The sequence below is a fragment of the Acinetobacter sp. CY79 genome, from assembly GCF_059515845.1.
In genome coordinates, this window is sequence record NZ_JCAKMY010000007.1 from 37662 (window position 1) to 63978 (window position 26317).

Genomic DNA, 26317 nt, shown 5'->3' on the forward strand with positions numbered 1-26317 from the left:
GACTCTTATTGTTTTGGTGCGTGCGCACATTCAGGGCTTGCTGGAGCTGTACCTGTCCATTCAGAAGGTAAGTACGCATGGATTGCCAAGGCATGAATTTTACCTGGAGAAAGTAAATCACCTGCTGCAGCGTAAATTTTTTGATGACGCTGTACCAAACGTAAGCCTTCAAATACATTACTGACAATCGTGACTTTGAAATGGGATTCTTTACCCGGGAAATAACCACCATGTCCCGCTGATTCATTGATCACATCTAAATGGTTCGGGGCTAAACTCTGTAAACGTTCAATCAGTTGTTGTTCTAAAGTCACAACACTTCTCCAGTTCTAAAACCTTTAATGTTAAGAGTATACCTTGTTCCGTAAGGTCATTGAGCTTCGAACTTTGCTGTATTTTGAAGTGACATTTGGAGCTAAAGGTATGAAAAACTGATCAATTCATGTTATTTTCATGAAAAATGCTTTTATTTTATTCAAACAAACTCAATTTTTACATAAAGTGATTGACCGTATTTTTCCATCCTGTATTATACACGGCATGCGGGAATAGCTCAGTTGGTAGAGCATAACCTTGCCAAGGTTGGGGTCGGGAGTTCGAGTCTCCTTTCCCGCTCAAAATTTTTTAGTATCGTTTTTTCATTTAAAAAACTGTACAGACTCCGCGGGAATAGCTCAGTTGGTAGAGCATAACCTTGCCAAGGTTGGGGTCGGGAGTTCGAGTCTCCTTTCCCGCTCCAGATTCTAAAAAAACCCTCATCATATGATGAGGGTTTTTTTATGGTTTAAAATTCTATTTCAATGTTCTATTGATTGATAAATCACAAATTATAAGCAAAGCAACGTAGGTTACTTTGCTCAACGCTTAGGATATAAACATCATCATCGGTGAAAATTAATCATAATAGTGCGTACGTCTTTTAGAAAATTTATCCAATTGAGTTAAAAAACCCTCAAAATAACTTTTTTGTTTTTCTTCTACTCGATACCCCGCATATAACGTACGACGTAGGCCTTCGGGTGCAACACAATCTAAGCGTCTTGATGTCACCCAACCTTTTTGCTCATATTCATTCACGACCCAGTCTGGCAATGCACCCACACCCCGACCACTCGCAACCAATTGAATTAACATCTGAGTCAGATCTGTGGTCCGGATTTGTTTCGGTAAGATATTCGCAGGAATAAAAAGCTTCGACATAATATCGAGACGATGCTTATCGACAGGATAAGTCACCAATGTTTGTTCCGCTAAATCTTGAACTGTGATCTTTTCTGCACGTACCAAAGGATGCGTGTTGGATAAAACTAAACGCGACTCATATTCAAAAATAGGAAAATACTCAATTCCTTTGAGCGCGATTGGATCGGCTGTAATCAACAGATCAAACTCAGCATTTTGTAAAAGCTCATGCGGATTAGCCTCAAAACCCGATGCAAAATCTAAATCTACGTCCGGATATTGCATCCGATATTGATTTAATAAAGGCATCAACCAATCAAAACAACTATGACATTCAGAGGAAAAAATAATACGCCCCGTCTGTCCATGCACAATACGAGAAATATCACTTTGTGCAATTTGCACTTGTGGCAAAATATCATCCGCCAATTTGAGTAATCTTAAACCAACATTGGAAAAGCTCACTGGCCGATTACGTCGATTCACAACTTCAATACCAAACCATTGATCTAGCTCTTTTAATTGGTGTGAAATGGCTGAAGGGGTTAAGCATAAATCCCCTGCTGCTGCGACTAAAGAACCATGCTCTCTAAGTGCCGCCAATGTTTTTAAATGTCTAAGTTCAATCATGTTAAATGTCCATTACCGCAATTTTTGAGCACTGTCATCATAAAACATTTCGATAAAAAACTTAATTTAATTCATCTTAAATAAATTTAAATGAACAAACCTAAAACTATCAAACATTATTAAGCAATAACACTTCTATCCCTTTTTTTACAAATCATCCGTTATAATCAAGGCATAGAAATCAACCTTATAATATGACCATTATGACTAAACTGACTTGTTTTAAAGCCTACGATATTCGTGGAAAACTCGGTACAGAGTTAAATGAGGACATTGCTTATAAAGTCGGACGCGCTTACGGACAGATCTATCAACCTAAATCAATTGTGGTTGGCTGTGATATCCGTCTTAGTAGTGAAAGCTTAAAACAAGCAATGATCCGTGGCCTCAATGATGCTGGTGTGAATGTCTTAGACTTAGGCATGACAGGTACAGAGGAAGTCTATTTTGGTGCATTTCATTTAGATGTCCAAGGTGGTATTGAAATCACCGCAAGTCATAATCCGATGGATTATAACGGTATGAAATTGGTCCGTGAAAATGCGCGCCCAATTGGCGCTGATTCAGGTTTGAACGAGATTCAAGCGCTGGCGGAATCTGAGAACTTCGTTGAAGTTGCGGTGAAAGGAACGGCACAAAGTTACAATATCGTACCTGAGTTTATTGAACACTTGATGGGTTATATTCAGCCACAAAGCATTCGCCCGCTTAAATTAGTCATGAATGCAGGGAATGGCGCTGCAGGTCATATTGTTGATGCGATTGAACATAAATTCAAAGAATTGAAGATCCCTGTTGAATTTATCAAAATCAATAATGAAGCTGATGGTAATTTCCCCAATGGGATTCCCAACCCGATTTTAGTTGAAAACCGTTCAAGTACCAGCGAAGCTGTGATTCAACATCAAGCGGATATGGGGATTGCATGGGATGGTGACTTCGACCGTTGCTTCTTATTTGATGAAAAAGGGCAATTTATTGAAGGTTATTACATCGTCGGTTTATTGGCTCAAGCATTTTTACTGAAACAGTCAGGTGAAAAAATCGTTCATGATCCGCGTTTAGTGTGGAATACGCTGGACATCGTTGAACAATATAAAGGCATCACGGTTCAATCTAAATCAGGTCATTCATTTATTAAAGACAAGATGCGTGAGCACAATGCAGTCTATGGTGGCGAGATGAGTGCACACCACTATTTCCGCGATTTTGCCTATTGTGATAGCGGTATGATTCCATGGTTGTTGGCGATTTCTGTACTCTCAGACACCCAACAATCTTTATCAAGTTTAGTTGAAGATATGATCACTAAATTCCCTTGTAGTGGTGAAATCAACTTTAAGGTTACTGATACTCAAATCACCATTCAAAAGATTTTTGATCATTTCGAAGATCAAAAGCCTGAAATTGACTATACCGACGGTGTGAGTTTGGATTTTGGTTCATGGCGCTTCAACGTTCGTGCATCCAACACTGAACCTTTACTTCGCTTAAATATTGAAAGTCGTTTAGATCAAAATCCTAAACCAATGCAAGATTATGTTGATGAACTCACAGCATTAATTGAAGGATAAGTCTCGTCTTCTTAGAAAGAATAAAGGGAGCAATCAGCTCCCTTTGTTATTGAATAAATGACTATTACTTATAACCTGTAGGATTCTGCTTCTGCCAATTCCAACTATCAGCAAGCATATCTTCTAAACCATATTGAGGCGTCCAACCGAGTTCAGCCATTGCACGAGCATTATTGGCAAATGACGTTGCAACATCACCAGAACGGCGTGGTGCAATCTCATAAGCCACTGCAACACCATTCACTTGTTCAAAGGTATTCTTAACTTGTAATACAGAAGAACCATGACCTGTACCAATATTCCAAGCGCGACAACCTTTATGTTCTAGACGGTTATTCAAAGCACACAAATGCGCATTAGCAAGATCCACCACATGAATATAGTCACGTACACCTGTACCATCTACAGTATCGTAGTCATCACCAAATATCGATAATTTTTCACGGCGACCGACTGCAACTTGGGTCACAAATGGCATTAAATTATTGGGAATACCCTGTGGATCTTCTCCAATACGTCCACTCTTATGCGCCCCTACAGGGTTAAAATAACGCAATAACGCAATTGACCAGCGCTCGTCTGAGATAGAGAGTTTTTGTAATAACTGCTCCACAATCAGCTTTGTATAACCATAATTATTGGTCGGCATACCCGTTGGCATATCTTCATTCAACGGTGAGATATTCGCTTCATCATAAACAGTTGCAGAGGAACTAAACACCAAATTAAAGACTTGTGCTCGCTCCATGGCCTGAACGAGACTGATTGAACCTGCAATATTATTATCAAAGTAGGTTAAAGGAATCTGTTGGCTTTCACCCACCGCCTTTAATCCTGCAAAGTGAATCACAGCATCAATTTTAAAATTCTTGAACACCGAATCTAAAGTTTCAGGATGACGAATATCACCCTCAACAAAATTCAGACTTTTTTGCGCTAACTCTTGAACTCGTGTTAAGGATTCAACAGAGCTGTTCGAAAGATTATCTAAAACAACAACCTCATGACCTGCATTTAACAACTCAATACATGTATGAGATCCAATATAACCTGCGCCACCTGTCACTAATATTTGAGCCATAATCCCACCCTACATTCTTAAAATCTTTATTTATTGAGCAATACTTTCAATAAGCCCTGCGTCGATGCATCTAAACGAGTTAAATCGGTTTGATCGCCATTTAATACAGGTAAAATTTGATTGGCGATTTCCTTCCCTTTCTCAACCCCCCATTGATCAAAAGGATTGATATTCCAAATCACAGACTGAACAAAAACCTTATGTTCATAAAGCGCAATCAGCATGCCCAATGAATACGGATTCAACTCATTCAGTAACATCGTTGTACTCGGCTGATTGCCCGCATACTGTTTATATTCGGGTAACTGCTCTAATTCATTTTGATCGAGTGCTTGATTACCAAATGCCAATAATCTGGATTGTGCCAAACAGTTGGACAGTGCTAAATAATGTTGGGCAATCAAAGCCTCTGCATTTTCAACATAAGTAAATTGCTTGGCATTGTAACGTTGTACAGGTGCAATAAAATCACAACTGACCGCATGTGTCCCTTGATGTAACAGTTGGTAAAACGCATGCTGAGCATTTGGTCCAACTTCACCCCATAAAATCGGACAAGTATCTAGGTCAACTTTTTGATCATTACGTTGAATCGACTTACCATTGGATTCCATTTCAAGCTGTTGCAAATAGGATGCAAAATACTTTAACCGTCCGTCATAGGGTAAAACTGCATGGGTTTGAATATCTAAAAAATTATTATTCCAAACACCTAGCAATCCCATTAACACGGGAACATTCTGATTCAATGGTGTGTTTTGAAAATGCTGATCGACTGCATATGCACCAGCGAGCAACTGTTTAAACCCGTCAACGCCAATACTGAGTGCAATCGGTAAACCAATACACGACCACAGTGAATAACGCCCTCCAACCCAATCCCAAAGCAGGAACTGATTTTCAGGTGCAATCCCCCACTCTGTCATTTTTTCAGGTTTTGTCGAAACACCAATGAAATGATGTCTTACCGCACAAGCCTCATCACCGAGTGATTTTTGCAACCATTGACGAACAGTTTTCGCATTTGAAAGCGTATCAATCGTACCAAAGGATTTAGAAGAAATAATAAAGAGTGTCGTTTCAGCGCGTAGCTGATGGAGTAAATCAGAAAGCTGACTGCCATCCATGGTCGACACAAAATGTACACCTAAAGGCTTTTTAGTTTCAACTTTAAAGTCGGAGAGCGCATGTGAAACCATTAATGGCCCCAAATCTGAACCACCCACCCCAATATTGACAACGTCTTGAATGACTTCACCGGTACAACCACGGTATTGTCCTGCATGGATTTTGTCGACAAGTGCATACATACGATCAAGTTGTACATGAACTTGGTCACTTAGCGCTGTATGCACAGTATCATGCTTAGGCAGTCGTAAAGCCCAATGCATTGCAGCACGTTGTTCCGTGTAATTGATTTCTTCTGCCGAAAATAAACGCTTAATCCAGCCAGATAGATTTTTTTGCTCTGCGAATTCTGTTAATTGATCAATAATGTTTTGATCAACACGATGTTTACTATAATCAAAAGTTACGCAGTCAAACTGTACAGATAGCTGCTCAAAACGCTGAGTATTTTCACTAAACAACTGCACTAAATGCTGCGATTGCATTTTAGAAGCTTTGTCTTTTAAGCTTTGCAATACATCTATTTTATTATTTGGAGAAATGGTTGCACTCATGCTCGACCCACTCCTTGATAATCAAAACCCTGCGATTTCACATAGGCTGGATCATAAATATTACGTCCATCGAGAATCAGTGGACGCACCATATGCGCTTTTAAGTATTGAAAATCTGGGCTCCAGTATTGTTTCCAAGCGGTCAACAGACACAGCGCGTCTACCTGCTGAATTGCTTGATACTGATCTTTGCACAAAATCAAATCTTCCCGCTCACCATATACGGCCTTAACCTCATCCAATGCTTCAGGATCATGCAAATGAACAATCGCACCTTGCGCCCAGAGTGCTTCAAGTAATGGGTGAATCGATGAATTTTGAATACTGGCTGTATTTTCTTTAAAGGAAGCCCCCCAAATTGCGATTTTTTTATTTTTTAAATCACCTTTGAAAATATTCCATAACTTTCTAAATAAAATCTCTTTCTGCTGCTCATTAATCGTCCAAACTTGATCCAACAAACGGCTTTTCACACCTGTGGCATTTACAGTATTGGAAAGTGTTAAAATGTCATGCGAAAAGTTTTCACCACCAAAACCCGCACCCGCGGCCAAATAGGATGCACCAATACGACTGTCAGATGCCAACCCCTGTTGCACATTTTGGATATCAATACCCAATTTTTCAGAGACATTCGCGAGATCATTCATAAAGCTGATCCGAGTTGCCAACATACCTGAGATAGTTAACTTGGTAAACTCAGCGTCTAAAATCGGCATAAACAAGAATTGATGTCTCGCTGGAAATTGAGGTCTAAAGAGCTCTATAACCAATTGCTTAGTAGACTGTTGATCGACACCAACAATCAGTCTTTTTAAACCCAATACACTATTCAGCGCATTTCCTTCCTGAATATTATCTGGTAAATACGCCCAATGAGATTGACTCAGCCGCTGTGATAGCTGCTGCGTCATATTTAAGCCAAAAGTGGAACCATTCATCACCAATTGAGGAATGATATTTTTCTGCACAATATCATCGATCACTTGTTCAGCGAGGTTTAAGTCCGTACTTCCAAAACTGAGTAAACACACTTCATGTTCGAACTCCGCTGTGAAATTTTGCTTTAAACTTAAACGACCAGTATTCACTTGTTTTTCAAGCAACTGATTCACATTCTGATCTTGGTATTCAGGAAATTGAACCTCCTGACTTTCTGAAAACTGAGGACACCAATGTACATGGTGCCCTGATTCGGCGAATACCCCTGCAAAAACCGCAGCTTGCAGGGTGGAACCGAAAATACTAATTTTCATACATCACCAATCACACATCTTTTAATTATTAATGAGTTAAATCTAGCTCTTGAATGAGTTGCTTAAACTCTGCACCCAATTTTGGATGTTCTAATCCATAATGTAGTACAGCTTTTAAATAACCAATTTTGCTACCACAATCAAAAGTTTGCCCTTTCATACGATAGGCTTCGACTTTCTGTGTTTCCTGTAATTTCGCAATGGCATCAGTTAACTGGATTTCATTCCCAGCCCCACGAGGCGTTTGTTCAAGTAATTGCATAATTTCAGCAGGCAGAACATAGCGTCCTACGACTGATAAATTTGATGGTGCAGTACCGACAGCTGGCTTTTCTACAATACCTTGCATTTTGATGCTTTGACCTTCTGCAGGAGATTGTGCCACATCAACAATACCGTATTGATCCACCAAATGATCTGGCACTGCTTCCACCATAATTTGTGATGCATTGGATGCATTAAAGCGCTCGATCATTAGAGAAAGATCATTTTGATCACTGTCATCTTTAACCAACACATCTGGGAGTAATACAGCAAAAGCTTCATGACCCACAATATCTTTTGCACACAGTACTGCATGTCCTAAACCCAATGGTTGAGGCTGGCGGACACTGATCACAGATATATGTGATGGAACAATGTTGGTGATTTCATCTAAAAGATCAAATTTCTTTTTATTTTCTAAAGTGGTTTCAAGTTCAAAATTACGGTCAAAATAATTTTCAATCGATGCTTTAGATGAATGAGTTACCAGAATGATTTGCTCAATACCTGCTGCAACAGCTTCTTTTACGACATATTCAATGGCAGGACGGTCAACCACTGTGACCATTTCCTTAGGAATGGATTTACTTGCTGGTAAAAAACGAGTACCTAGACCAGCTACGGGAAGAATGGCTTTTTTGATCATAACAATACTTTCGGGCAATTGAATTAAATGTGGTGTAATTAACTTTTTACTTTATCAGACTTTTCTTGTTCATTATTCCCTTTAAATAATGAAGGGCCGACATGACCTGGTGCGTTGATTCCCTCTTTAGTGGTCATCACTGATACTGTTTTAAACATAATCTTAAAATCGACTAATACCGAGTGATTATCTACATACCAAACATCACATTTAAATCGTTCTTCATAATCCAGCTCATTACGGCCACTCACTTGTGCAAGTCCTGTCATCCCTGGTCGCACCTCTAAACGGCGCGCTTGCTCTGGCGAATATAACTCAACAAACTCTTTGAGCATTGGACGTGGTCCTACAACACTCATATCACCTTTGAGTACATTGATCAATTGTGGCATTTCATCTAGGCTTGTTGAGCGCAGTTTCTGCCCAAAAGGGGTAATGCGATCCTCATCTGGCAACGGATTTCCTTTGCTATCAACCGCATCTTTCATAGAACGAAACTTAATCATTTTAAATAGTTTGCCATTCTTACCTGGACGCTCTTGATAAAAGAATATTGGTGACCCTAAATTCTTACGTACTTTGTAAGCTACGATTAAAAATATAGGCGACAATATAATCAAAGCCATCAATGAAATTACGATATCGACCAAACGTTTCATTACTTTCAGCACCACTCTATTTTTCTACTTTCTTTCTTAAAAAAGTATTATATATTTTCCCTAGTAATGAACTAGGCATCAGTCTAAACACTGATCTGACAAGAAACAGTATATTAGCATGAATCGGATTCTGTAATTTAAGCTGTTTTTTCAAATTTAGTAATTGCTTTTCACTTTTAATGTATTCAAGCCCTTTACGACGAGCATGCATACCATTACCCACTCTTGCATACAAGATTACTTCAGCTAAGTTTGCAACTTGATGACCCGCACCGATTACTCTCAACCATAAATTATAATCTTCCATAAATAAGTGATGTTGGTAACCGCCTAGCTGAAGAATGATGTCTTTCTTATAAGCGACAGTCATGTGATTAAAAGGGCACCGACTTTGTGCAAATTTTTTTATATCGTCATGTTCAATAGGTACCGCTTTTAACACCTGAGCATCATTTATACTTTGATCAAACTCAAGAACTTGGCCACCAAATAAAACAATATCAGGATTTCCCTTTATAAAATCGAGCTGTTTTTGGAATCGATCAGATATACAAATATCATCTGTATCCATCCGAAAAACCCATTCATGCGTACAGTGCTCTAAACCTTCATTTAACGCCTTACCCAAACCCAAATTTTTTAGCAAAGGGATTATCTTTAAAGGCTTGCCAATTGTTTTTTGCCAAAACGAAACTATTTCATTTAATTCATCACCAATAGGACCGTCTAATACGAGAACGATTTCATTCGGTAAAATAGTTTGATCTTGCCATATGCTTTGAAAGCATTGATTTAAGGCCAGAGGGTCTTCTTTGTGATAAAGAGATAATAATACTGAGAAATTCATAATTTAGCTCAACACCTTTGACCATTCTTTAAGGATCTCTACTTTTGAATACCTTTTCGCGTTTTGATGTGCATTCTTAGAAAACTTTAAACGTAGGGAGTCTGAAGATATCAACTTAAGCATAGCCTCAGCTAATAATTTGGTATTTTGATTTTGAACCAAATAACCATTCTCATCATTGAGTATAACTTCAGCTGGCCCATGTGGACAATCATATGAAATTATTGGTAAACCATGGGATTGAGCTTCAATAAGAACCATTGGTAGCCCCTCAAATCTTGATGACATTACGTAAAATGCTGCTGTTTTATATACAGATTCAACATCACTCGTTTGCCCTTTTAGATAAACGTTATCAATTTCATCATCAATGATAATATTTTCTAATTTTTTCTGATTCTCTCCTAAACCATAAATCATCAAATTCCAATTAGGTGCTTGTTCCGAAACTATTTTCCACGCTTCAAGTAATGATTCAAAGTTTTTTTGATATGTTAAACGACCAATTGAAACGATAGTCCTTGATTCAATTGGGTAATCAATATCTAAAGTTTCGGAATCAAATGGAGATATATTGTTAATTTGTACTACATTATTGTGAAACTCTTGATAAGGCTTCATATCATGTTGAGTCAAAGTAACAACTTGATCAACCCTTTTATATAGGATCTTCGTTAGAAATCTAACCCATTTTGGACGTACCTGAAAAGCTACATGCTCAAGTGAAATTAATTTCGAAAATGAGCCTTTATTTAAAAATGCTGTTAATAGAGCCAACCGCCCCATATTATGAACAAATATATAATCAGGTTTAAAATCTTTAACCAAACCATTTAGTCCGCCAAAGAAATTATGATAACCCCCATCTATTTTTACAACATCAATATTCGGATTTAAACTATAAGATGCGCTTTCTTTTACAGTATCCCGATTAGCTATTTTAATTTGAAAATTAAAATCTGAATCAAAAAAATTCGCTAATAAGCACGCCACTCTTTCAATACCTGATTTTTCTTTTAGAGAATTTATAACAAATAAAACTTTCATCAAAGTTAATCCTAAGAGTTCAACTTAAAAAACAATCTGTTTTTCAAATACTGAAATTGATATTTCGAAGTTATAATGGTTAGAAAGACCAAAAAGAACATCTTAATAAATTTTTTTTCAACTTTTGACTTAAATGCAGCCCTTAAATATTCATTGGATTTATCAAAATTGGATTGATGTTTGGCATATTTTTTTAAATAGTCATTTACAGAGTTTACACTAAAGTTATCTGTTTTATTTTTCATCCTAGAATAGTATAATTCAACCACATAATTTGACATCAATCTTTGATTAAAACCAATAGTAGATGTAGTATTTCCATCTCGAAGTCTAACTGAATACTCATAACTATTTAAATTTGTAGATTTAAACCCTTCCGAAGACATTCTTAATAAAAAGTCATAGTCTTCAGCCCCAGGAATTTCCCGGTAGCCTTTTAATTTCGCGTAAACCTCAGATCTAGCTAACCAAATATGTAAAACAGGAGAAGAATATTTAATTACTTTTTCCACTTTAGTATGACCCATAGGCAATCTAAGTTTACCTATAACATTGTCATATTCATCTATAGTATAAACATGGGAACCAACTAATGCATAATCAGGATTTTCTATTAAAAAGTTTAATTGTTTTTCGAGTCTTTCAGGAGCACTAATATCATCACCATCCATTCTCGCAATAAAATCACCTTTCGCATGTTTTAAAGCAATATTTAAAGTTTTAACAATTCTTGAATTTATTTCATTCTTTAACAATAGAATCCTAGAATCTGATTTAGCAATCTCTTGTACAATCCCATAGGTATTGTCTGTTGAACAATCATCAACAACTATGATTTGGAGATTTTTGTATGTCTGATTACAAATTGAAGTTAATGCTTTTGCAATATATTGCTCAACATTGTAGACAGGAATAATAACAGATATTAAAAATTCACTCATTTTTTAATCCATGGTTCGATTTTTTTCAATATACATACATGCCAGCAATATAAAAAAGAAAGGCATGAACGCTGAAAAAAGTGAAAATCCAGCAATAAAGAACGGAATAAGTATATATAATATGTCTTTACCTATCATTTTATAGCTTAAACAAATAAAAATTATAAATAATGATATACCAAAATATCCAAACTCATAAAATAAAGTAATCAACATATTATGTGCAAAAATTCCATTTGAAAAATAAGGAAAATTTGCCATACCTATACCAAAAACTTTATTGATGAAGGGTAGTTCCGCATAATTATCAATAGCAACAGATATTAAATAAAATTTAGAATTAAAGCTACCATCTATTTCAACAAAACTTTCACCAGAAAGATATATTAAAACCATTTTATAAAAAACATAAACAAGTATAGATCCAAAAATCAATGCCAAATATGAAATTATTTTTTTTGTATATCTTAATAATATATATGAAATAATGAAGGCAAAAATCGCTGATCTAGAAAATGTTGTAACAAGTAAAAAAATTAATAATAATAATCTAATGATTCCAATATCATAAATACTGTTTACTTTTAAGAAAACCGAAAACATTATAAATAATAAAATAATTAAGGCAGAAAAATTAGAATCAAAATAGAAAAACCCCCATTTAAAATCATAAAATGTTCCAGAACCACCTGACATTAACATCCTAACAATTAAGTCTAAGAACATATAGAATATAAAAATATTATAAAATTGATTATAAACTTTTAGCCTATCAGTTTTTTTCGTAATTAAACCTAAGTTTACAGTTTGAGCACCCAACAAAATACAATAACAATATAAAATTGATGATATAGAAACTAAATTTTCGTTAATTTTATAAAAGTTAAATATTCCTATGGAAAATCCGAACATGGTCAAAAATAAATAAGTAAAAATGACAATTTGAAATTTATTTATACCATTTAAGTTGATATAAAAAAAAGATAAAACCAACAATGGAAAACCCAACAAATAAACAGGATTTATAGGTAGTCCATTAACACTGAAAAAAGAACAGAATAAAAGCAAAAAAAACATTATTTTTGAGCTTAAATTAAAATCATTACTTATCATTAACTAACTCTACACAATTTTAAATAAAATTTATCCTGTATCAAATAACTTAGATCCAAAAACATACAAATCTATAAAACTAATATGGGTATATTTTTATTTGCTAAAAAAAACTATTCATCACACTTATCTCTTTTTTAAAATTAAAAGAAAAACATAGATTATGCTAATTTTTTTTAACAACCAAGTCTTCATATTAAGAGAATAACTCAAATCAATATGGTTTTTTTTAGATTTTAAATATTTATAAATATCTGCTATTGAATGGCCTTGCTCAGCCATAATTGAAAGTTTCTGAATTAAAAATTGGATATACACGATAGAGTAAAGCTTATATCGTCTACTTGAAAATTTTACCAATCCTAAATCAATTCCATTTAGTAAAGCTTTATTATAACCAGAACGAATAGAACTACCATTCCTATGCCTGTAACAAACTAATTCATCTTCTAAATCTAAGATATTATTTAAATTGTTATCATAATATAACTCAGGAAACAGTAACTTATCTTCCATATAAACATTAGGTTCGAACGAAATCTCATCGAATAAACTTTTTTTTAAAATTCTCAACCACGGATACCATTGAGATTTCTTAAAAATACTTTCCCTGTAATGATCATCGATTTTAAAATACCTTTCTTTCTCAACAATCCTTAAACTATGCAGATATGTCTTATTTACATCATTAAATTGTCTTGCATTAAAATGAATAACATCAACGTCATTATAACTTTGAATCGAATCAGAAATAACCCTAAAGTAGCCTTCCAGCAAATAATCATCTGAATCCAAAAAAGCAATATAATCGCCTTTTGCAACTTTAAGAGCATTATTTCTTGCCACACTCTGACCCTGATTTTTTTGGTCAATAAATATAAATTGGTCAATAAAATTATTGTAATTTCTTTGTATGTAATCTCTTGCCATCAACATAGAATTATCTGGCGTTCCATCATTTACAATGATTACTTCTATACCTTCGCATAATTGACAGCACACGCTCTCAATACACTCAATTATATAGTCTTCAACTTTATAAATAGGGATAATTAAACTCAAAAGCATATTTTTACCGCTTCAAATAAGTAGATGGTAGGAACATTCTTTTTTGAGTATTCCAAATAAGTCCATTTTTAAAAAAATAATTAAATAAGGTTACAGATAAAATTTCCGTCATTAAAATGGCGTAAATACCACCATATAACCCATACATCTTCACCATTAAAAAGGTAAATATGACATTAAAAACAACAAGTATAAAAGTTTTTCGCTTTAAATAATCATATGCATTGAACTTGATCAGATACTTTTCTGCAACTGTAGACAATCCTGAGAACAGGGTGACTAAACCTGCGATCCATAAAATCTCAGTGACCCGTACAAATTCAGCACCATAAAGAGCATGTACCACCCAAGGTCCAAACAAATATAAACCGAAGGTGACGCTCAAAGAAATGACAGTCACCGCCATATAAAGTTGTGCAACATGATTATGGCTTTTTTCGAGACTTTTTTCTTGATAAATTCCAGTAAAATAAGATGAAATAATCGCTACAAGTACAAAATAGAAACTATTACCTAATGTCATGGCTACGGTATAGATTCCAAGATCAAATTGCGACTCTAAACCGAGAAACAACTGTGCTGTTTTAGTAAAAATAGCAACCGACAGTGAATACAACAAAAGCTTTCGACCGACCGAAAAAGTGTATTGCCTATATCTTTTTATAGCATGGGGCAGCATGGTGCCAACGGACAGCTTTTTTTTCTTATAAAGATATTTTCTTAATAAAAATGGAATGAGTGTAAGTAAAATGATGGGTATGCCGAGTGTTTCAATCGGAAGTTGAAACAAAGCAATGATATAGCGAACACTTAAGGAAATAATTAACGCTGTGACATTGCAGTATGCATTTATTTTTGATTCTAAAATCGCATTGAAATAAATGCTATAAACATCATGTACAGCAAAATAAATTGCGATACAAGTTGCTAGACCAAAAATGAATGTTAAACGATCTGTATAAAAATAAAGTACACATAAGATAAGGATGGAAAGTGTATTATAAATATAATCTCGCAACCTTTTGGATGCATGGATCATTTTCTCACCAAATTTTCGACTCTTGGCGGTTTTTTGAAAAATCACATTCTCTGTGCCCATCAATGACAATGTTTGTACAATCGCAAATATGGAGCCAACGAAAGTTAATTTGCCAAAGTTCTCAGGACCGATGTATTTTGCAACGAACGACGTAACAAAAATCAAACCAAATATAGCAATAAGCTTTTCGGACATCATCCACAAGGAGTTACTAAACATGGGGTTTGAGAGTTTAGTGAGGATTTTTTTCATTACACTCATATAAGCATTTAATGTTTTAAAAATTTAAGATTTAATCTGTGAAGTAAATAAAGATAAAGCTACTCATTACTTAAATTCAGTGTAATTTTTACAGGTAGCACTATATCATAAAACTTAATTTGTCGATGTAACTGACACACTTACACACACGAGTATGCGAACTTGGTTTTTTAGAATACAATTGCCTTTCAAAGGATTTTCAAGCAACAACTTATTACAACTAAGGGTTTTGAATGTGAAATACAAAAGCACATCACTTTTTTTAACAGTTTCTTTTTTATTTTCAGGGTGTGCGATCACCTCTGGTCTTCAAACTTATGATTTGCCAGAGCAAGGCGACTATACCACTGAGCAAGGTTCAAAACTGTCCGTGGTTCAGTTGAATCAACAAAATGTGAATGCTTTTGCTTTTAATCATGCACAAAACTCACATTCTTCTGCTATTTCACATCTATTTAATGGCAATCAGCGCGCTTATACCTTAAGTGCAGGCGATGTGCTCTCGATTCAGCTTTGGGCTTACCCTGAAATTACCCCTCCAATTCAAGATATATCCAATGTCCGTGCCTCAGGTTATCCCATTGATTCAAGTGGTAATGTCCAACTCCCACTCATCGGTCAAGTACGTATTGCGGGTAAAACATTAGCAGAGACCAACCGTTTTCTACGTGGTCAGTTTGCCCGTTATTTGAAACATCCTGACGTTGTAGTTCGAGTGCTGTCCTATGAAGGCCGACGTTATTTTGTAAATGGTCAAGTCATGAAAAGTGGGCAATACACTTTAAATGATCAGCCCATCAGTCTATATACCGCTTTGGGTCAAGCTGGGGGGATTAATACTGAAACAGGTGACAACACCAATATTCAACTGATTCGTCAGGGTCAAACCTATGATCTCAATACCGTTCAATTGGAAAAACAAGGCCTTTCCCTGCATAATCTTTTGATTCAACCCAATGACACCATATTTGTAAATACCAAACAAAATCAAAAGCTGTATGTCATGGGCGAATCCAGTAAAAGCCAAGCGATTGCGCTGCGTGATCAGGGCATGACCTTGAGTGATGTCTTGGGTGAAAGTGAAGGTATTAACCCCTACTCTGCCAGTGCTGCCAAAATTTATGTCATGCGTACTAACTTAAAAACTAAAGAATCTACCGTTTTTCATTTAAATTTAAGCAGTTTTGGTAATTTAGGATTAGCGAATCAATTTGAAATGCAAAAAAATGATATCGTTTATATCGATGCAACAGGCTTAACACGCTGGCAGCGTGTGATCAATCAAATCGTGCCTTTCTCAAGTGCGCTTTACTCATTTGATCAGTTAGGTAAATAATCCAGATGCAGATTCAAAATATCTTAGTGGTGTGTGTCGGTAATATTTGTCGCAGCCCTATGGCCGAATATCTAATCAAAAGGCAACATCCTGATTTGCAGATTGATTCAGCGGGGCTATCTGCCATGGTGGGGCACACTGCTGATGATAAAGCAATCGCGTGTATGGATATGCTCAATATTGATATGCGTTCTCATATAGCCAAGCAAATCAATGCAGAATTAATCAAAAAAGCGGATCTGGTTTTGGTGATGAGTAGCAATCAACAAAAACATATCGAACACACTTGGCCTTTTGCTAAAGGTAAAGTGTTTCGACTAGGTCACTGGCAAGGACAAAATGTGCCTGATCCTTACCAACATGATCAAGCTTTTTTTGAAGAAACGTGTCGTAACATACAGTCCTATGTTGCGGATTGGAAATCACATATTTAAAATTTATTTAGTAGTTTTTTATGAATCAAAATTCGAACACGACTGACGACACTATTGACTTAAAAGAGTTGTTTTTTTCACTAATCGCACAGTGGAAAGTGATTGCACTCTGTGTGATTTTAAGCTTGATTTGCGCTTTGCTATATTTAAGAGTTACTACACCTGTTTACTCGACTGATGCATTGGTACAAGTCGAAGATAGTAAAGGTGCAGGAGCTGCAGCACTATTAGGCGATCTAAGCAAAGCTGTACCTGGTGTAGGCGCTAAATCTGTGGCGGATGCCGAAATCGAGATTTTAAACTCTCGTATGATCTTGGGTAAAGTAATCGAAGACTTAAATCTCAATATCCGCATTCATGATAATCATGATACTTTATTTAACCGAATCATAGAACCGAATAAAAACCAAACCATTTATAAGAATAATTTAGTCATTTTCAAAAATGAAAAATCTGAATTTGTCATTAAAACGCTTGATGTTCCCTCTTATTATATTGATAAGCCTCTAGAGTTAAATTTTATCAATAAAGATAAATTTACACTTCGCTATAAAGATCATATCGTTTTTGAAGGTGCCTTAAATAAAGCCAATATCAAAACTGATCAATATGGGCAATGGAATGTAGAGCTATTTAATAAAGTGCCTTTTAAGCAAAGTTTCATCATCACAAAGCTTTCCTTACCCTCTGCTGTTTCGCTTGTTCGCTCACAATATGGCGTGGCTGAAAAAGGCAAACAATCTGGTGTGATCGGCTTGTCATATCATGGTACAGATCAAGAACATATTACCGATGTTCTTAATAATGTGCTCAATGTCTATCAAGCACAAAATATTGAAAGAAAAAGTCAAGAATCCAAACAAACTTTGAGTTTTTTAGACAAACAACTCCCAGAGTTGAAAAAGCAACTTGAAATTTCAGAAATCAAATTTAATGATTTCCGTCAAAAATACAATACGATTGACGTGACTCAAGAAGCTGAATTGATGCTAAAACAAAATGTTGAATTGGCAAAAATTAAAATTGAGCTACAACAACAGCAAGCTGAATTATCATCAAAATATACCAATGATCATCCTCTGATGGCGGCAGTAAATGCTCAGCTTGCTGAAATTGATCAAAAAACGTCTGAAATGACTCAGACGATTAAAAAATTGCCTGAGACACAACGTCTTTATTTACAGTTATATCGTGATGTAAAAGTTAATACAGAATTATATACGACCTTACTGAATAGCTATCAACAACTTAAAATTGCAGAAGCGGGTGAAATTGGTAATGTCCGCATTATTGACCATGCTGTAGAGCCTGTAAAACCAGTTAAGCCTCGTTCACTCATTATTTTATTGCTTTCATTATTTGTTGGTGGATTTATTGGTGTACTGATTGCTCTGATCAGAAAAATGCTGAAATCAGGCATTAAAGATGCGACTCAATTGGAAAGTGAGTTTAATCTCCCTGTATATGCCACGGTTCCTCGCTCTCCATTACAGGAAAATCGGATTCGCTTATTGAAAAAGAAAAAGTCGATTCCGATTCTGGCTGTGAATCATGGTGATGATATTGCGGTTGAGAGTTTAAGAAGTATGCGAACTGCAATTCACTTTGTGTTGAATTCAGCTACCAACAACGTCATCATGATTTCTGGCCCTTCTCCAGAAGTCGGCAAGTCGTTTATTTCAACGAATCTTGCAACAATCCTTACCCAGTCTGGTAGTCGTGTTCTGATTATCGATGCAGATTTACGTCGTGGTTATATTCATAAGTATTTTGATTTGGATACACAGCCAGGCTTAACTGATTATCTCAACTCACAGTCTCCACTAGATCCTGTGATCCGAGAAAGTAATGTCTCTGGTTTGAGTGTCATGACTCGAGGTAAGAGTCCAAATAACCCATCTGAGTTATTAGGTTGTCCTCGTTTTAAAGAGTTATTAGAACAAGTCTCTAGTCAGTTTGATTATGTCATCATTGATACACCACCAGTATTGGCGGTCACGGATGGTATTATTATTGCTCAATACGCAGGTGTGAATTTAGTTGTCGCTCGTCATTCGAAAACTCAAATGAAAGAGCTTGAAATTACAATCAATCGTTTTGAGCAAGCAGGTGTTAAAGTGAATGGTTTCATTTTAAATGACATTCAGCGTAGTGCAGGTGGTAGTTACGGTTATAATTATAACTATGCCTATAAAGCATCCAAAGACAATGATTAACATCATTTAAGTTTTTGAAAACTTAAAAGCCAGAATTTCGATTCTGGCTTTTTATTGCATAGAGCATTTATTTTTTAAATATTGTATCTTGTTATTTTCGGTAGATTTAGTTTAATTTCTCTATCGTTTATAGACTAGACGATATATGCTTCATACAACAAGCTACCCCAATAATGTAGCGTATTAAGATTAAAAATTAGGAATCATCATGAGTAAAGCCTTACCCATCGCTGTCGCAATTCTTTTAGGTGGAGCTGCACTCGCACCTGTTTATTACGCTTCAAAAACGCCAGCTACAAGCCAAGCTTTAACCACAGTTGCTGTAAACAAGGGCCAGAATAGCGAGGTTTTAAATAAGCTCAGTTATGCCAATGGTTATCAAATGGCATCACAAATCCCTGCGGAAGTGAACGTGAATGCACTTGTTGCAGGCTTATTGGATGCAAAATCTGAAAAGCCATCAAAATATTCTGAAGCTGAAATTAAATCTGCAACAGCACTGCTCAATAAAGAACTTTATGCAAAAGGTATGGAAGAACTGCGTACCAATTTAGCCAGCATTCCTGCGGAGCAAAAAGCCGAAGCTGAGCAAGCACTTGCTGCCTACGATGCAAATACCAACTTCTTAAAAGAAAATGCCAAGAAACAAGGTGTGATCACCACTGATTCTGGCTTGCAATATAAAATCACCAAGCAAGGTACGGGCAAACAACCCACCGCTGAGTCAACGGTACTTGCACATTATAAAGGTACTTTAATTGATGGGACTGTCTTTGACAGTTCATTAGAATCAGGTAAACCTGTTGAGTTTCCATTGAATCAAGTTGTCGCGGGTTGGACTGAAGGTTTTCAACATTTAAAAGAAGGCGCTAAAGCAACGTTATATATTCCTGCTTACCTAGGCTATGGTGAACAGAACCAAGGTCCTATTCCAGGTTTCAGCACATTGATTTTTGATGTTGAATTGGTACAAGTAAAATAATCAATTTTAAGGAGAGCATCGCTCTCCTTTTTTGGAATAAATAATGAAAAAATTAATTCTCAGTGCGTTATTCATATCTTGTGGTTTTGCAACACAGGCCAATAGCATCAATAATAAAAGCTCACAACAAGAACAAATGGGTTATAGCTATGGTTTCCTCATGGGACGTAGTAATGCTGAAACCCTGAGCAATATTAATTTAGATGCTTTTGTCGTGGGTTTAAAGCAAGGATCTGCTGGCGATCAATCCAATTTATCTGATGAAGAAATGGCAAAAGCTTTAGTCGAATTTAAAAAAATTAATGAAGCAAAACAGCTGATTAAATTTCAAAAACTTGCAGCAGATAATTTAAAGTTAGGGCAACAGTTTCTCGCTGAAAATGCTAAAAAATCAGGTGTAGTGACACTTCCTAGCGGATTACAATATCAGATTCTGAATAACGGTTCAGGACGGAGTCCAACTGCTAAATCAAAAGTGACTGTCAATTATGAAGGTCGTTTAATTGATGGAACCATTTTTGACAGTTCAATTGCACGTAATCAACCTGTTGAATTTCAAGCGAGTCAAGTCATTCAAGGCTGGACTGAAGGCCTACAACTTATGAAAGAAGGGGCTAAATACCGTTTCTTTATTCCTGCAAAACTGGCCTATGGTGAAATTGGATCGGGTGATTCTATCGAACCAAATAGCACCCTGATTTTTGATATTGAACTGCTTAAAGTGGTGTCTTAAGTCACGACATCATCGCAATCATACAAATAAAAAAACATCGCTATCGCGATGTTTTTTTATTACAAGCTTCAAGGTTAATGTTTTAAATCTCTCGGTCTAAAACCAGACACTAGCAATCCGATGGCATAAGCCAAGACACCAACGACACATAAACCCAAAACTTCAAGTACTCGAATCCATGGCGCGACATCAGCCTCATACCATGTCAATCCGTACCAAAGTGCGGCAATCATCACCAGATTTCCAATCGCGAATTGAACAAATAACTTTTTCCAATGTGGCCCAAAACGGAAAATATTACGTTTGTGCAAATAGAAATACAGCATTCCCGCATTCACTAAAGCCGAGCCAGATGATGCAATGGCTAAAGCCATGTGTTGTTCTTCCCAACCAATATATTTAAATATTCCAAGGAAAATAATATTAAGAATGGCATTGGCTGCTACTGCCATCAATCCTACACGTACCGGTGTTTTGGTGTCTTGAATGGCATAAAACCCTGGCGCAAAGACTTTAATTAACATAAATGCCAATACACCAGCACTCATACATTGCAAAGCTAAAGCAGTCATTTGTGTATCACGAACGTCAAATGCACCATGTTGGAATAGCGCCTGAATAATGGGTGTAGACAACATAAATAGCGCAATACTGGCAGGAATACCTGCAAATACAATCACTCGCGCCGCCCAATCCAGCATTTGCTTAAATTTAGTTTGATCTTGTTCAGCCTTGCGTGACGACAGTGCAGGTAAGATCACCGTACCGATGGCTACACCAATTAAACCAAGTGGTAACTCCGTCATTCGCTCTGCGGTATACAACCAAGAGACAGAACCATTTTGCATAAAAGAAGCCCAAATCGTATTCAGCAATAAGTTAATTTGCGTCACTGACACGCCAAACAGTGCAGGTAACATCAATTTCAAAATACGTTCAACACCTTCGTGCTTAAAATCAACTTTGGGTGGGATCAGCAGTTTTTTACGCCAAAGTTCTGGTATTTGTAATGCCAATTGCAAAATACCTGCGATTATCACAGCCCAACCGAGCGCCATAATTGGCGTTGCCATATAAGGTGACAACCAAAGTGCGCCCGCAATCATCGCAATATTTAATAGTACAGGTGCAAATGCAGGCGTGGTAAATGAACCATAACTGTTCAAAATACTGCTGGCAAATGCCGTTAAAGACATAAATAAAAGATAAGGAATCGTTAAACGAAACATATCGACAGCAAGATCAAACTTGGCTGGATCACTATGAAAACCTGGAGCATAAATATACATAATCGCAGGTGCAATAATCATACAGAACAAGGTCAGAAGGGTCATGACCACCAAAAGACAGCCGAACACTCGACTAATCAGGATCTGAACCTCTGCATGTAATTTCGTGGTTTTATACTCAGTCAAAACAGGAATAAAAGCCTGCGAAAAAGCGCCTTCGGCAAACAACCGCCTGAAAAAATTGGGAATACGAAAGGCAACCACAAAGGTATCAAAGTCTTTGCCTGCACCAAAGACATTGAGTAGAACCATGTCTCGTACTAAACCTAAAACACGTGACAACATCGTCATTGCACTGACAATAAAAGTCGATCGCCAAAGCGCCATCGTATTCACCACTGAAAAGAATGTCGTTATTGTAATTAAAATAAAAAATGTTTGGGTAGAATATTATTAACGCTTAAGTTGTTTTAATTTGCTTTAATTGTTCTCGGAAATATTGCCATTTAAAATGCGGTCCTGGATCTGTTTTACGCCCTGGCGCAATATCAGAATGCCCTGCGATATGTTGCTTAATCTGAGGATAAGCGCATTGTAATGTTTTCACAACGTCAGCCAAAGTATGGTATTGCTGTTGTTCAAAGTCAGTATCGTCACTTCCTTCAAGCTCAATACCGATCGAATAATCATTACACTCTTTTTGAGCCAGATAGGTCGAACGTCCTGCATGCCAAGCCCGATCTTTAAAGTTCACAAATTGTAAAACTTCACCAGAACGTAAAATCAAAAGGTGAGTCGAAACTTGCATACCTTCAATGGTTTTAAAATATGGATGCGCATTCCAATCGAGTTGATTTTGAAAAAATTGCTCAATATAGCCACCTCCAAACTGCGAGGGTGGTAAGCTAATGTTATGAATGACAATCAGCTGAATGTCAGCGTCTTCTGGGCGTTGATTAAAATTTGGAGATGGGATAAACCTTGCTCCGTGTAAGATGCCATCGACCACCTGAAATTTGACTGTTTGCGACATTTCAACTCCACACATGCATTCTCATACGAAGGCATTCTAAATCACTTTTGCACTGAATCACTTTTAAACACATATGCATCTTGGGTTCAGCTGATGTAATATATTGTTCATTTTTCAGGTATACACGATAGGGAATTTATGAGCATACCGCAATCTTTGCTTGAACAAAGTATCCAAATCAATATCGAACAAGCGCTCCAAGAAGATATTGGCGATGGCGATATCACTGCCCTATTGACCCCTGAAGATGAACAAGCGACTGCCAACATTCTCAGCCGTGAACCTATGATTTTAGCAGGTCAACCTTGGGTGAATGCACTGATTCAATCATTTGACAGAAATGTAAAAATCACGTGGCTAAAACAAGATGGGGATTCAGTCAAAGCCAACGAAGTTTTCCTCAAACTCAGTGGTTCGGCACGAAGTCTACTGACCGTTGAACGCCCAGCTTTGAACTTTATTCAAACCTTGTCTGCTGTTGCGACTAAAACCGCTGAATATGTTAAACAACTTGAAGGTTTAAATACAAAATTATTAGATACACGTAAAACCTTACCTGGACTAAGAATCGCTCAAAAGTACGCCGTCGCCGTTGGTGGTGGGCAAAATCATCGTTTGGGTTTATTTGATGCGTTTTTGATTAAAGAAAATCACATCATGGCAGCAGGTGGAATTGCCCAAGCGATTCAACAGGCACATCAAATTGCGCCGGATAAACCTGTCGAAGTCGAAGTTGAGACTTGGGATGAGCTGAATCAAGCACTTGATGCAGGTGCTGACATTGTGATGCTAGATAACTTCAGCCAACAGCAAATGATCGATGCTGTGAAACATGTCGCTGGGCGTTGTAAACTTGAAGCCTCCGGAAATATTACGATTGAAAATCTGCGCCATGTTGCAACCACAGGTGTCGATTATATTTCGATGGGTGTACTCACTAAAGACGTAACAGCGATCGATTTATCTATGCGTTTTAATCCCGCATAATCCTAGGCTAGAACCTAATCCATAAACCAACAGAAAAATGCAGGTATATTTTAAATCTAAATGAAAAGATATATCTGCACTCACAGTCATTGAAATCATGACGCAAACTTTTATAATAATCCCCCTCCTCATTTTAATACTAGATCAGAATGTCCACATTTAAACAGCAGGCTTTATTTGTCCTTGGCTCGCTTCTCTCAGTCGTCATTTTTTTCTTTTATCAAGAGGATTTACAAGATTTTTTAAAACTCTCTGATGGCCAATTTAAGCTTAGATTATGTAAATATGGCTTTTCGGTTCTCATTAACTACGCGCTGATCTCTTTGGTTTATGTTATTTTAAGAAAAACATGGATGACGCTATTTTTCAGCCAGGTTATTTTCTTTAGCTTGACCTTTATTAATATCAAAAAAGAACAATATCTTTCTGCAAGTTTAGTCCCGAGTGATTTTTTATTATTACCTGAAACTTTTGTGGCCGCACCTTTTCTAATGAAACTGACTGTGGTTAGCGTCAGTATTTTAGTGATGGTCATCTGTTATTTCATGTATAAAAAGGAACGCATTGAACCCTTAAAACAGCTTATTCCCAATGCCCTTTTTTCTGTTGCCCTCCTCAGTTTTTTTGTTACTGCAAATTTTACGAATAACTTCAGTAACTTTTGTGCAAATAACAAAAAGCAATTGATTTGCTCCTTTGTACATGCTTTGCCGAATACAAGTGGGGATTGGGTTGGTGATCATCTCACCATTAAAAATATGGGTTATGTCAGTTTCTTTGTGTCTAAATCACTCGATAGTGTCAATACCAAAATTTTTAAGACCGAAGATATTGATCAAAGTCGAATTCAACAGATACTTGATGTTAGTCCTCCTAAGGATGAACTCATTGCTGAATCTAGCAATGCTTTGCCAAAGAAGAATGCAATTGATCATTCAGCATTACCGAATATTATTTTTGTGATGAGTGAAGCGCATTGGGATGCGCGTCAGCTTGATCAAAGTATTCCGAAAAATATTACACCCACCATTGATCGCTATCAGGTCAATCATTTCTTATCACCTTCTTTTGGTGGTGGAACGGCCAATGTTGAGTTTGAAGTACTGACGAGTCTCAATGTCATGCTCAATCATAATGAATTGGCTTATGTGTCTAAATTGAAACGACCAACGTATTCTCTAGCCCAACATATGAATCGTTTGGGTTATGACAGCACCGCAATGCATAACAATGGCAAATATTTTTATAATCGAAGTACGGTTTATCAAAACTTAGGATTCAATCGTTTTATCTCTATTGAAAATATGGTCAGTGCGACTGATCTTAAGAAATATACCAATACAGGCGGTTGGGCAAATGATGATTTAATTTATCAAAGTATTCATACTCAATTACAACAGTCCAAAGATCAGCCTCAGTTCATTTATGCCGTTACGGTAGAAAATCACTTTAATTACAATGATGACCGCTTTGGAAAGGATAATTTTAAAATCACTAAAGCTGGCATTTCAGATATCAATAAACGCCAACTCAATACTTATCTGTCAGGTATGCAGCGTGCAGATCAACATTTTAAAACACTGATTGATGAAGCTAAAAAGCTTGAACGTCCAACGATGATCATTTTCTTTGGTGATCACTTACCTAATTTGGGTCAAGTCTTTGATCAGTTTGGTTTTTATGCCAATGCGGAAGAGAAAGCACAAAAAAATAACGCAAAGTTCTTCAGTACACCTTTGGCTGTATGGAGTAATTTTGAAATAAATCATAGTGAGTTTTCCAACTCAGCTTCCGATACCATCATCCCTGCCCATTTCCTTGCTCAAAAAGTACTTCGGGCTGCACAATTACCGTCTTCACCTTATTATGATTTTATGAATTCTGTTCAAGATTGCTACTCACAGATTCACCAAACTGGATCGCCAACCAATCAAGTATGTGACCAGAAAAAAAATGAAATTTTACAGCAATATAAAGATCTGAATATGGATGTCATAAATGGTCAAAATTTTACCTATGAGCTGCTCAAACCTCATCATATTTCATGATCGATTTATATAAAAAGGAGGCAATCGCC

At 36.5% G+C, this 26317-nt stretch carries 23 protein-coding genes and 2 tRNA genes; 10 read left to right on the forward strand and 15 right to left on the reverse strand.

Going from position 1 to position 26317, the window contains the following annotated elements; translation table 11 throughout:
• Nucleotides 1-5: 5 nt before the first annotated feature.
• Nucleotides 6-314: a BolA family protein gene (locus AC5YCE_RS03920; RefSeq protein ID WP_496171124.1), complete on the reverse strand. Its 309-nt coding sequence runs from the start codon at nt 312-314 to the stop codon at nt 6-8.
• A 228-nt stretch (nt 315-542) separates the two neighbouring features.
• On the opposite strand from AC5YCE_RS03920, the gene AC5YCE_RS03925 reads away from it, so the two are divergent.
• Both AC5YCE_RS03925 and AC5YCE_RS03930 read left to right on the forward strand, forming a co-directional pair.
• Nucleotides 543-615: transfer RNA gene (locus AC5YCE_RS03925), tRNA-Gly, on the forward strand.
• 48 nt (nt 616-663) lie between these two features.
• A tRNA-Gly gene (locus tag AC5YCE_RS03930) sits at nt 664-739 on the forward strand.
• A gap of 155 nt (nt 740-894) precedes the next feature.
• Here the strand turns inward: AC5YCE_RS03930 and AC5YCE_RS03935 are convergent.
• The gene (locus AC5YCE_RS03935) at nt 895-1812 is read right to left on the reverse strand and encodes a LysR family transcriptional regulator (RefSeq protein ID WP_496126479.1); all 918 of its coding nucleotides are present in this window, start codon (nt 1810-1812) and stop codon (nt 895-897) included.
• Nucleotides 1813-2015: 203 nt separating this feature from the next.
• On the opposite strand from AC5YCE_RS03935, the gene AC5YCE_RS03940 reads away from it, so the two are divergent.
• Nucleotides 2016-3386, forward strand: coding sequence for a phosphohexomutase domain-containing protein (locus AC5YCE_RS03940; RefSeq protein ID WP_496171125.1), 1371 nt, complete (start codon nt 2016-2018; stop codon nt 3384-3386).
• A gap of 64 nt (nt 3387-3450) precedes the next feature.
• On the opposite strand, the gene galE is transcribed toward AC5YCE_RS03940, so the two are convergent.
• From galE to AC5YCE_RS03995, 11 genes are all read right to left on the reverse strand, one after another.
• On the reverse strand, nt 3451-4467 hold the full coding sequence (gene galE / locus AC5YCE_RS03945; protein WP_496171126.1) for a UDP-glucose 4-epimerase GalE: 1017 nt from the start codon (nt 4465-4467) through the stop codon (nt 3451-3453).
• A 26-nt stretch (nt 4468-4493) separates the two neighbouring features.
• Entirely contained in the window at nt 4494-6149 is a 1656-nt protein-coding gene (gene pgi / locus AC5YCE_RS03950; protein ID WP_496171127.1) for a glucose-6-phosphate isomerase, read from the reverse strand.
• Nucleotides 6146-7405, reverse strand: a complete 1260-nt coding sequence (locus tag AC5YCE_RS03955; RefSeq protein ID WP_496171128.1) for a nucleotide sugar dehydrogenase — start codon at nt 7403-7405, stop codon at nt 6146-6148. The genes pgi and AC5YCE_RS03955 overlap by 4 nt, the downstream gene beginning before the upstream one ends.
• Before the next feature lie 28 nt (nt 7406-7433).
• Complete coding sequence (gene galU / locus AC5YCE_RS03960; protein WP_496171129.1) at nt 7434-8315, reverse strand: UTP--glucose-1-phosphate uridylyltransferase GalU; 882 nt, start codon at nt 8313-8315, stop codon at nt 7434-7436.
• Between the two features lie 38 nt (nt 8316-8353).
• Nucleotides 8354-8974 carry a sugar transferase gene (locus tag AC5YCE_RS03965; RefSeq protein ID WP_496171130.1) on the reverse strand — a complete coding sequence of 207 codons (621 nt, stop codon included), beginning with the start codon at nt 8972-8974 and terminating at the stop codon, nt 8354-8356.
• A gap of 16 nt (nt 8975-8990) precedes the next feature.
• Nucleotides 8991-9821: a glycosyltransferase gene (locus AC5YCE_RS03970; protein WP_496171131.1), complete on the reverse strand. Its 831-nt coding sequence runs from the start codon at nt 9819-9821 to the stop codon at nt 8991-8993.
• Between the two features lie 3 nt (nt 9822-9824).
• Nucleotides 9825-10868 (reverse strand): glycosyltransferase family 4 protein, encoded by a 1044-nt coding sequence (locus tag AC5YCE_RS03975; protein ID WP_496171132.1) that lies wholly within the window; start codon nt 10866-10868, stop codon nt 9825-9827.
• An 11-nt stretch (nt 10869-10879) separates the two neighbouring features.
• Nucleotides 10880-11809, reverse strand: a complete 930-nt coding sequence (locus tag AC5YCE_RS03980) for a glycosyltransferase family 2 protein (protein ID WP_496171133.1) — start codon at nt 11807-11809, stop codon at nt 10880-10882.
• Nucleotides 11810-11812: 3 nt separating this feature from the next.
• Nucleotides 11813-12922, reverse strand: a complete 1110-nt coding sequence (locus tag AC5YCE_RS03985) for a hypothetical protein (protein WP_496171134.1) — start codon at nt 12920-12922, stop codon at nt 11813-11815.
• A gap of 126 nt (nt 12923-13048) precedes the next feature.
• The gene (locus tag AC5YCE_RS03990; protein WP_496171135.1) at nt 13049-13990 is read right to left on the reverse strand and encodes a glycosyltransferase family 2 protein; all 942 of its coding nucleotides are present in this window, start codon (nt 13988-13990) and stop codon (nt 13049-13051) included.
• A 4-nt stretch (nt 13991-13994) separates the two neighbouring features.
• A complete protein-coding gene (locus tag AC5YCE_RS03995) occupies nt 13995-15281 on the reverse strand; it encodes an MATE family efflux transporter (RefSeq protein WP_496171136.1) in 1287 nt (428 codons plus the stop codon).
• A 244-nt stretch (nt 15282-15525) separates the two neighbouring features.
• On the opposite strand from AC5YCE_RS03995, the gene AC5YCE_RS04000 reads away from it, so the two are divergent.
• From AC5YCE_RS04000 to bamJ (AC5YCE_RS04020), 5 genes are all read left to right on the forward strand, one after another.
• The gene (locus tag AC5YCE_RS04000) at nt 15526-16626 is read left to right on the forward strand and encodes a polysaccharide biosynthesis/export family protein (RefSeq protein WP_496126466.1); all 1101 of its coding nucleotides are present in this window, start codon (nt 15526-15528) and stop codon (nt 16624-16626) included.
• A 5-nt stretch (nt 16627-16631) separates the two neighbouring features.
• Nucleotides 16632-17060 (forward strand): low molecular weight protein-tyrosine-phosphatase, encoded by a 429-nt coding sequence (locus tag AC5YCE_RS04005; protein ID WP_496171137.1) that lies wholly within the window; start codon nt 16632-16634, stop codon nt 17058-17060.
• A gap of 20 nt (nt 17061-17080) precedes the next feature.
• Nucleotides 17081-19276, forward strand: a complete 2196-nt coding sequence (locus tag AC5YCE_RS04010) for a polysaccharide biosynthesis tyrosine autokinase (protein WP_496171138.1) — start codon at nt 17081-17083, stop codon at nt 19274-19276.
• A 208-nt stretch (nt 19277-19484) separates the two neighbouring features.
• Nucleotides 19485-20258 (forward strand): BamJ family beta-barrel-assembly machinery protein, encoded by a 774-nt coding sequence (bamJ, locus tag AC5YCE_RS04015; protein ID WP_496126463.1) that lies wholly within the window; start codon nt 19485-19487, stop codon nt 20256-20258.
• A gap of 43 nt (nt 20259-20301) precedes the next feature.
• Nucleotides 20302-20991 (forward strand): BamJ family beta-barrel-assembly machinery protein, encoded by a 690-nt coding sequence (bamJ, locus tag AC5YCE_RS04020; protein ID WP_496171139.1) that lies wholly within the window; start codon nt 20302-20304, stop codon nt 20989-20991.
• Nucleotides 20992-21065: 74 nt separating this feature from the next.
• Here the strand turns inward: bamJ (AC5YCE_RS04020) and murJ are convergent, their stop codons facing one another.
• Nucleotides 21066-22616 (reverse strand): murein biosynthesis integral membrane protein MurJ, encoded by a 1551-nt coding sequence (murJ, locus tag AC5YCE_RS04025; RefSeq protein ID WP_496126482.1) that lies wholly within the window; start codon nt 22614-22616, stop codon nt 21066-21068.
• A gap of 64 nt (nt 22617-22680) precedes the next feature.
• Complete coding sequence (gene ampD, locus AC5YCE_RS04030) at nt 22681-23253, reverse strand: 1,6-anhydro-N-acetylmuramyl-L-alanine amidase AmpD (protein WP_496171140.1); 573 nt, start codon at nt 23251-23253, stop codon at nt 22681-22683.
• A gap of 138 nt (nt 23254-23391) precedes the next feature.
• On the opposite strand from ampD, the gene nadC reads away from it, so the two are divergent.
• Entirely contained in the window at nt 23392-24240 is an 849-nt protein-coding gene (nadC, locus tag AC5YCE_RS04035; RefSeq protein ID WP_496171141.1) for a carboxylating nicotinate-nucleotide diphosphorylase, read from the forward strand.
• Nucleotides 24241-24629: 389 nt separating this feature from the next.
• Nucleotides 24630-26288, forward strand: coding sequence for an LTA synthase family protein (locus AC5YCE_RS04040; RefSeq protein WP_496171142.1), 1659 nt, complete (start codon nt 24630-24632; stop codon nt 26286-26288).
• The last annotated feature ends 29 nt before the right edge of the window (nt 26289-26317 follow it).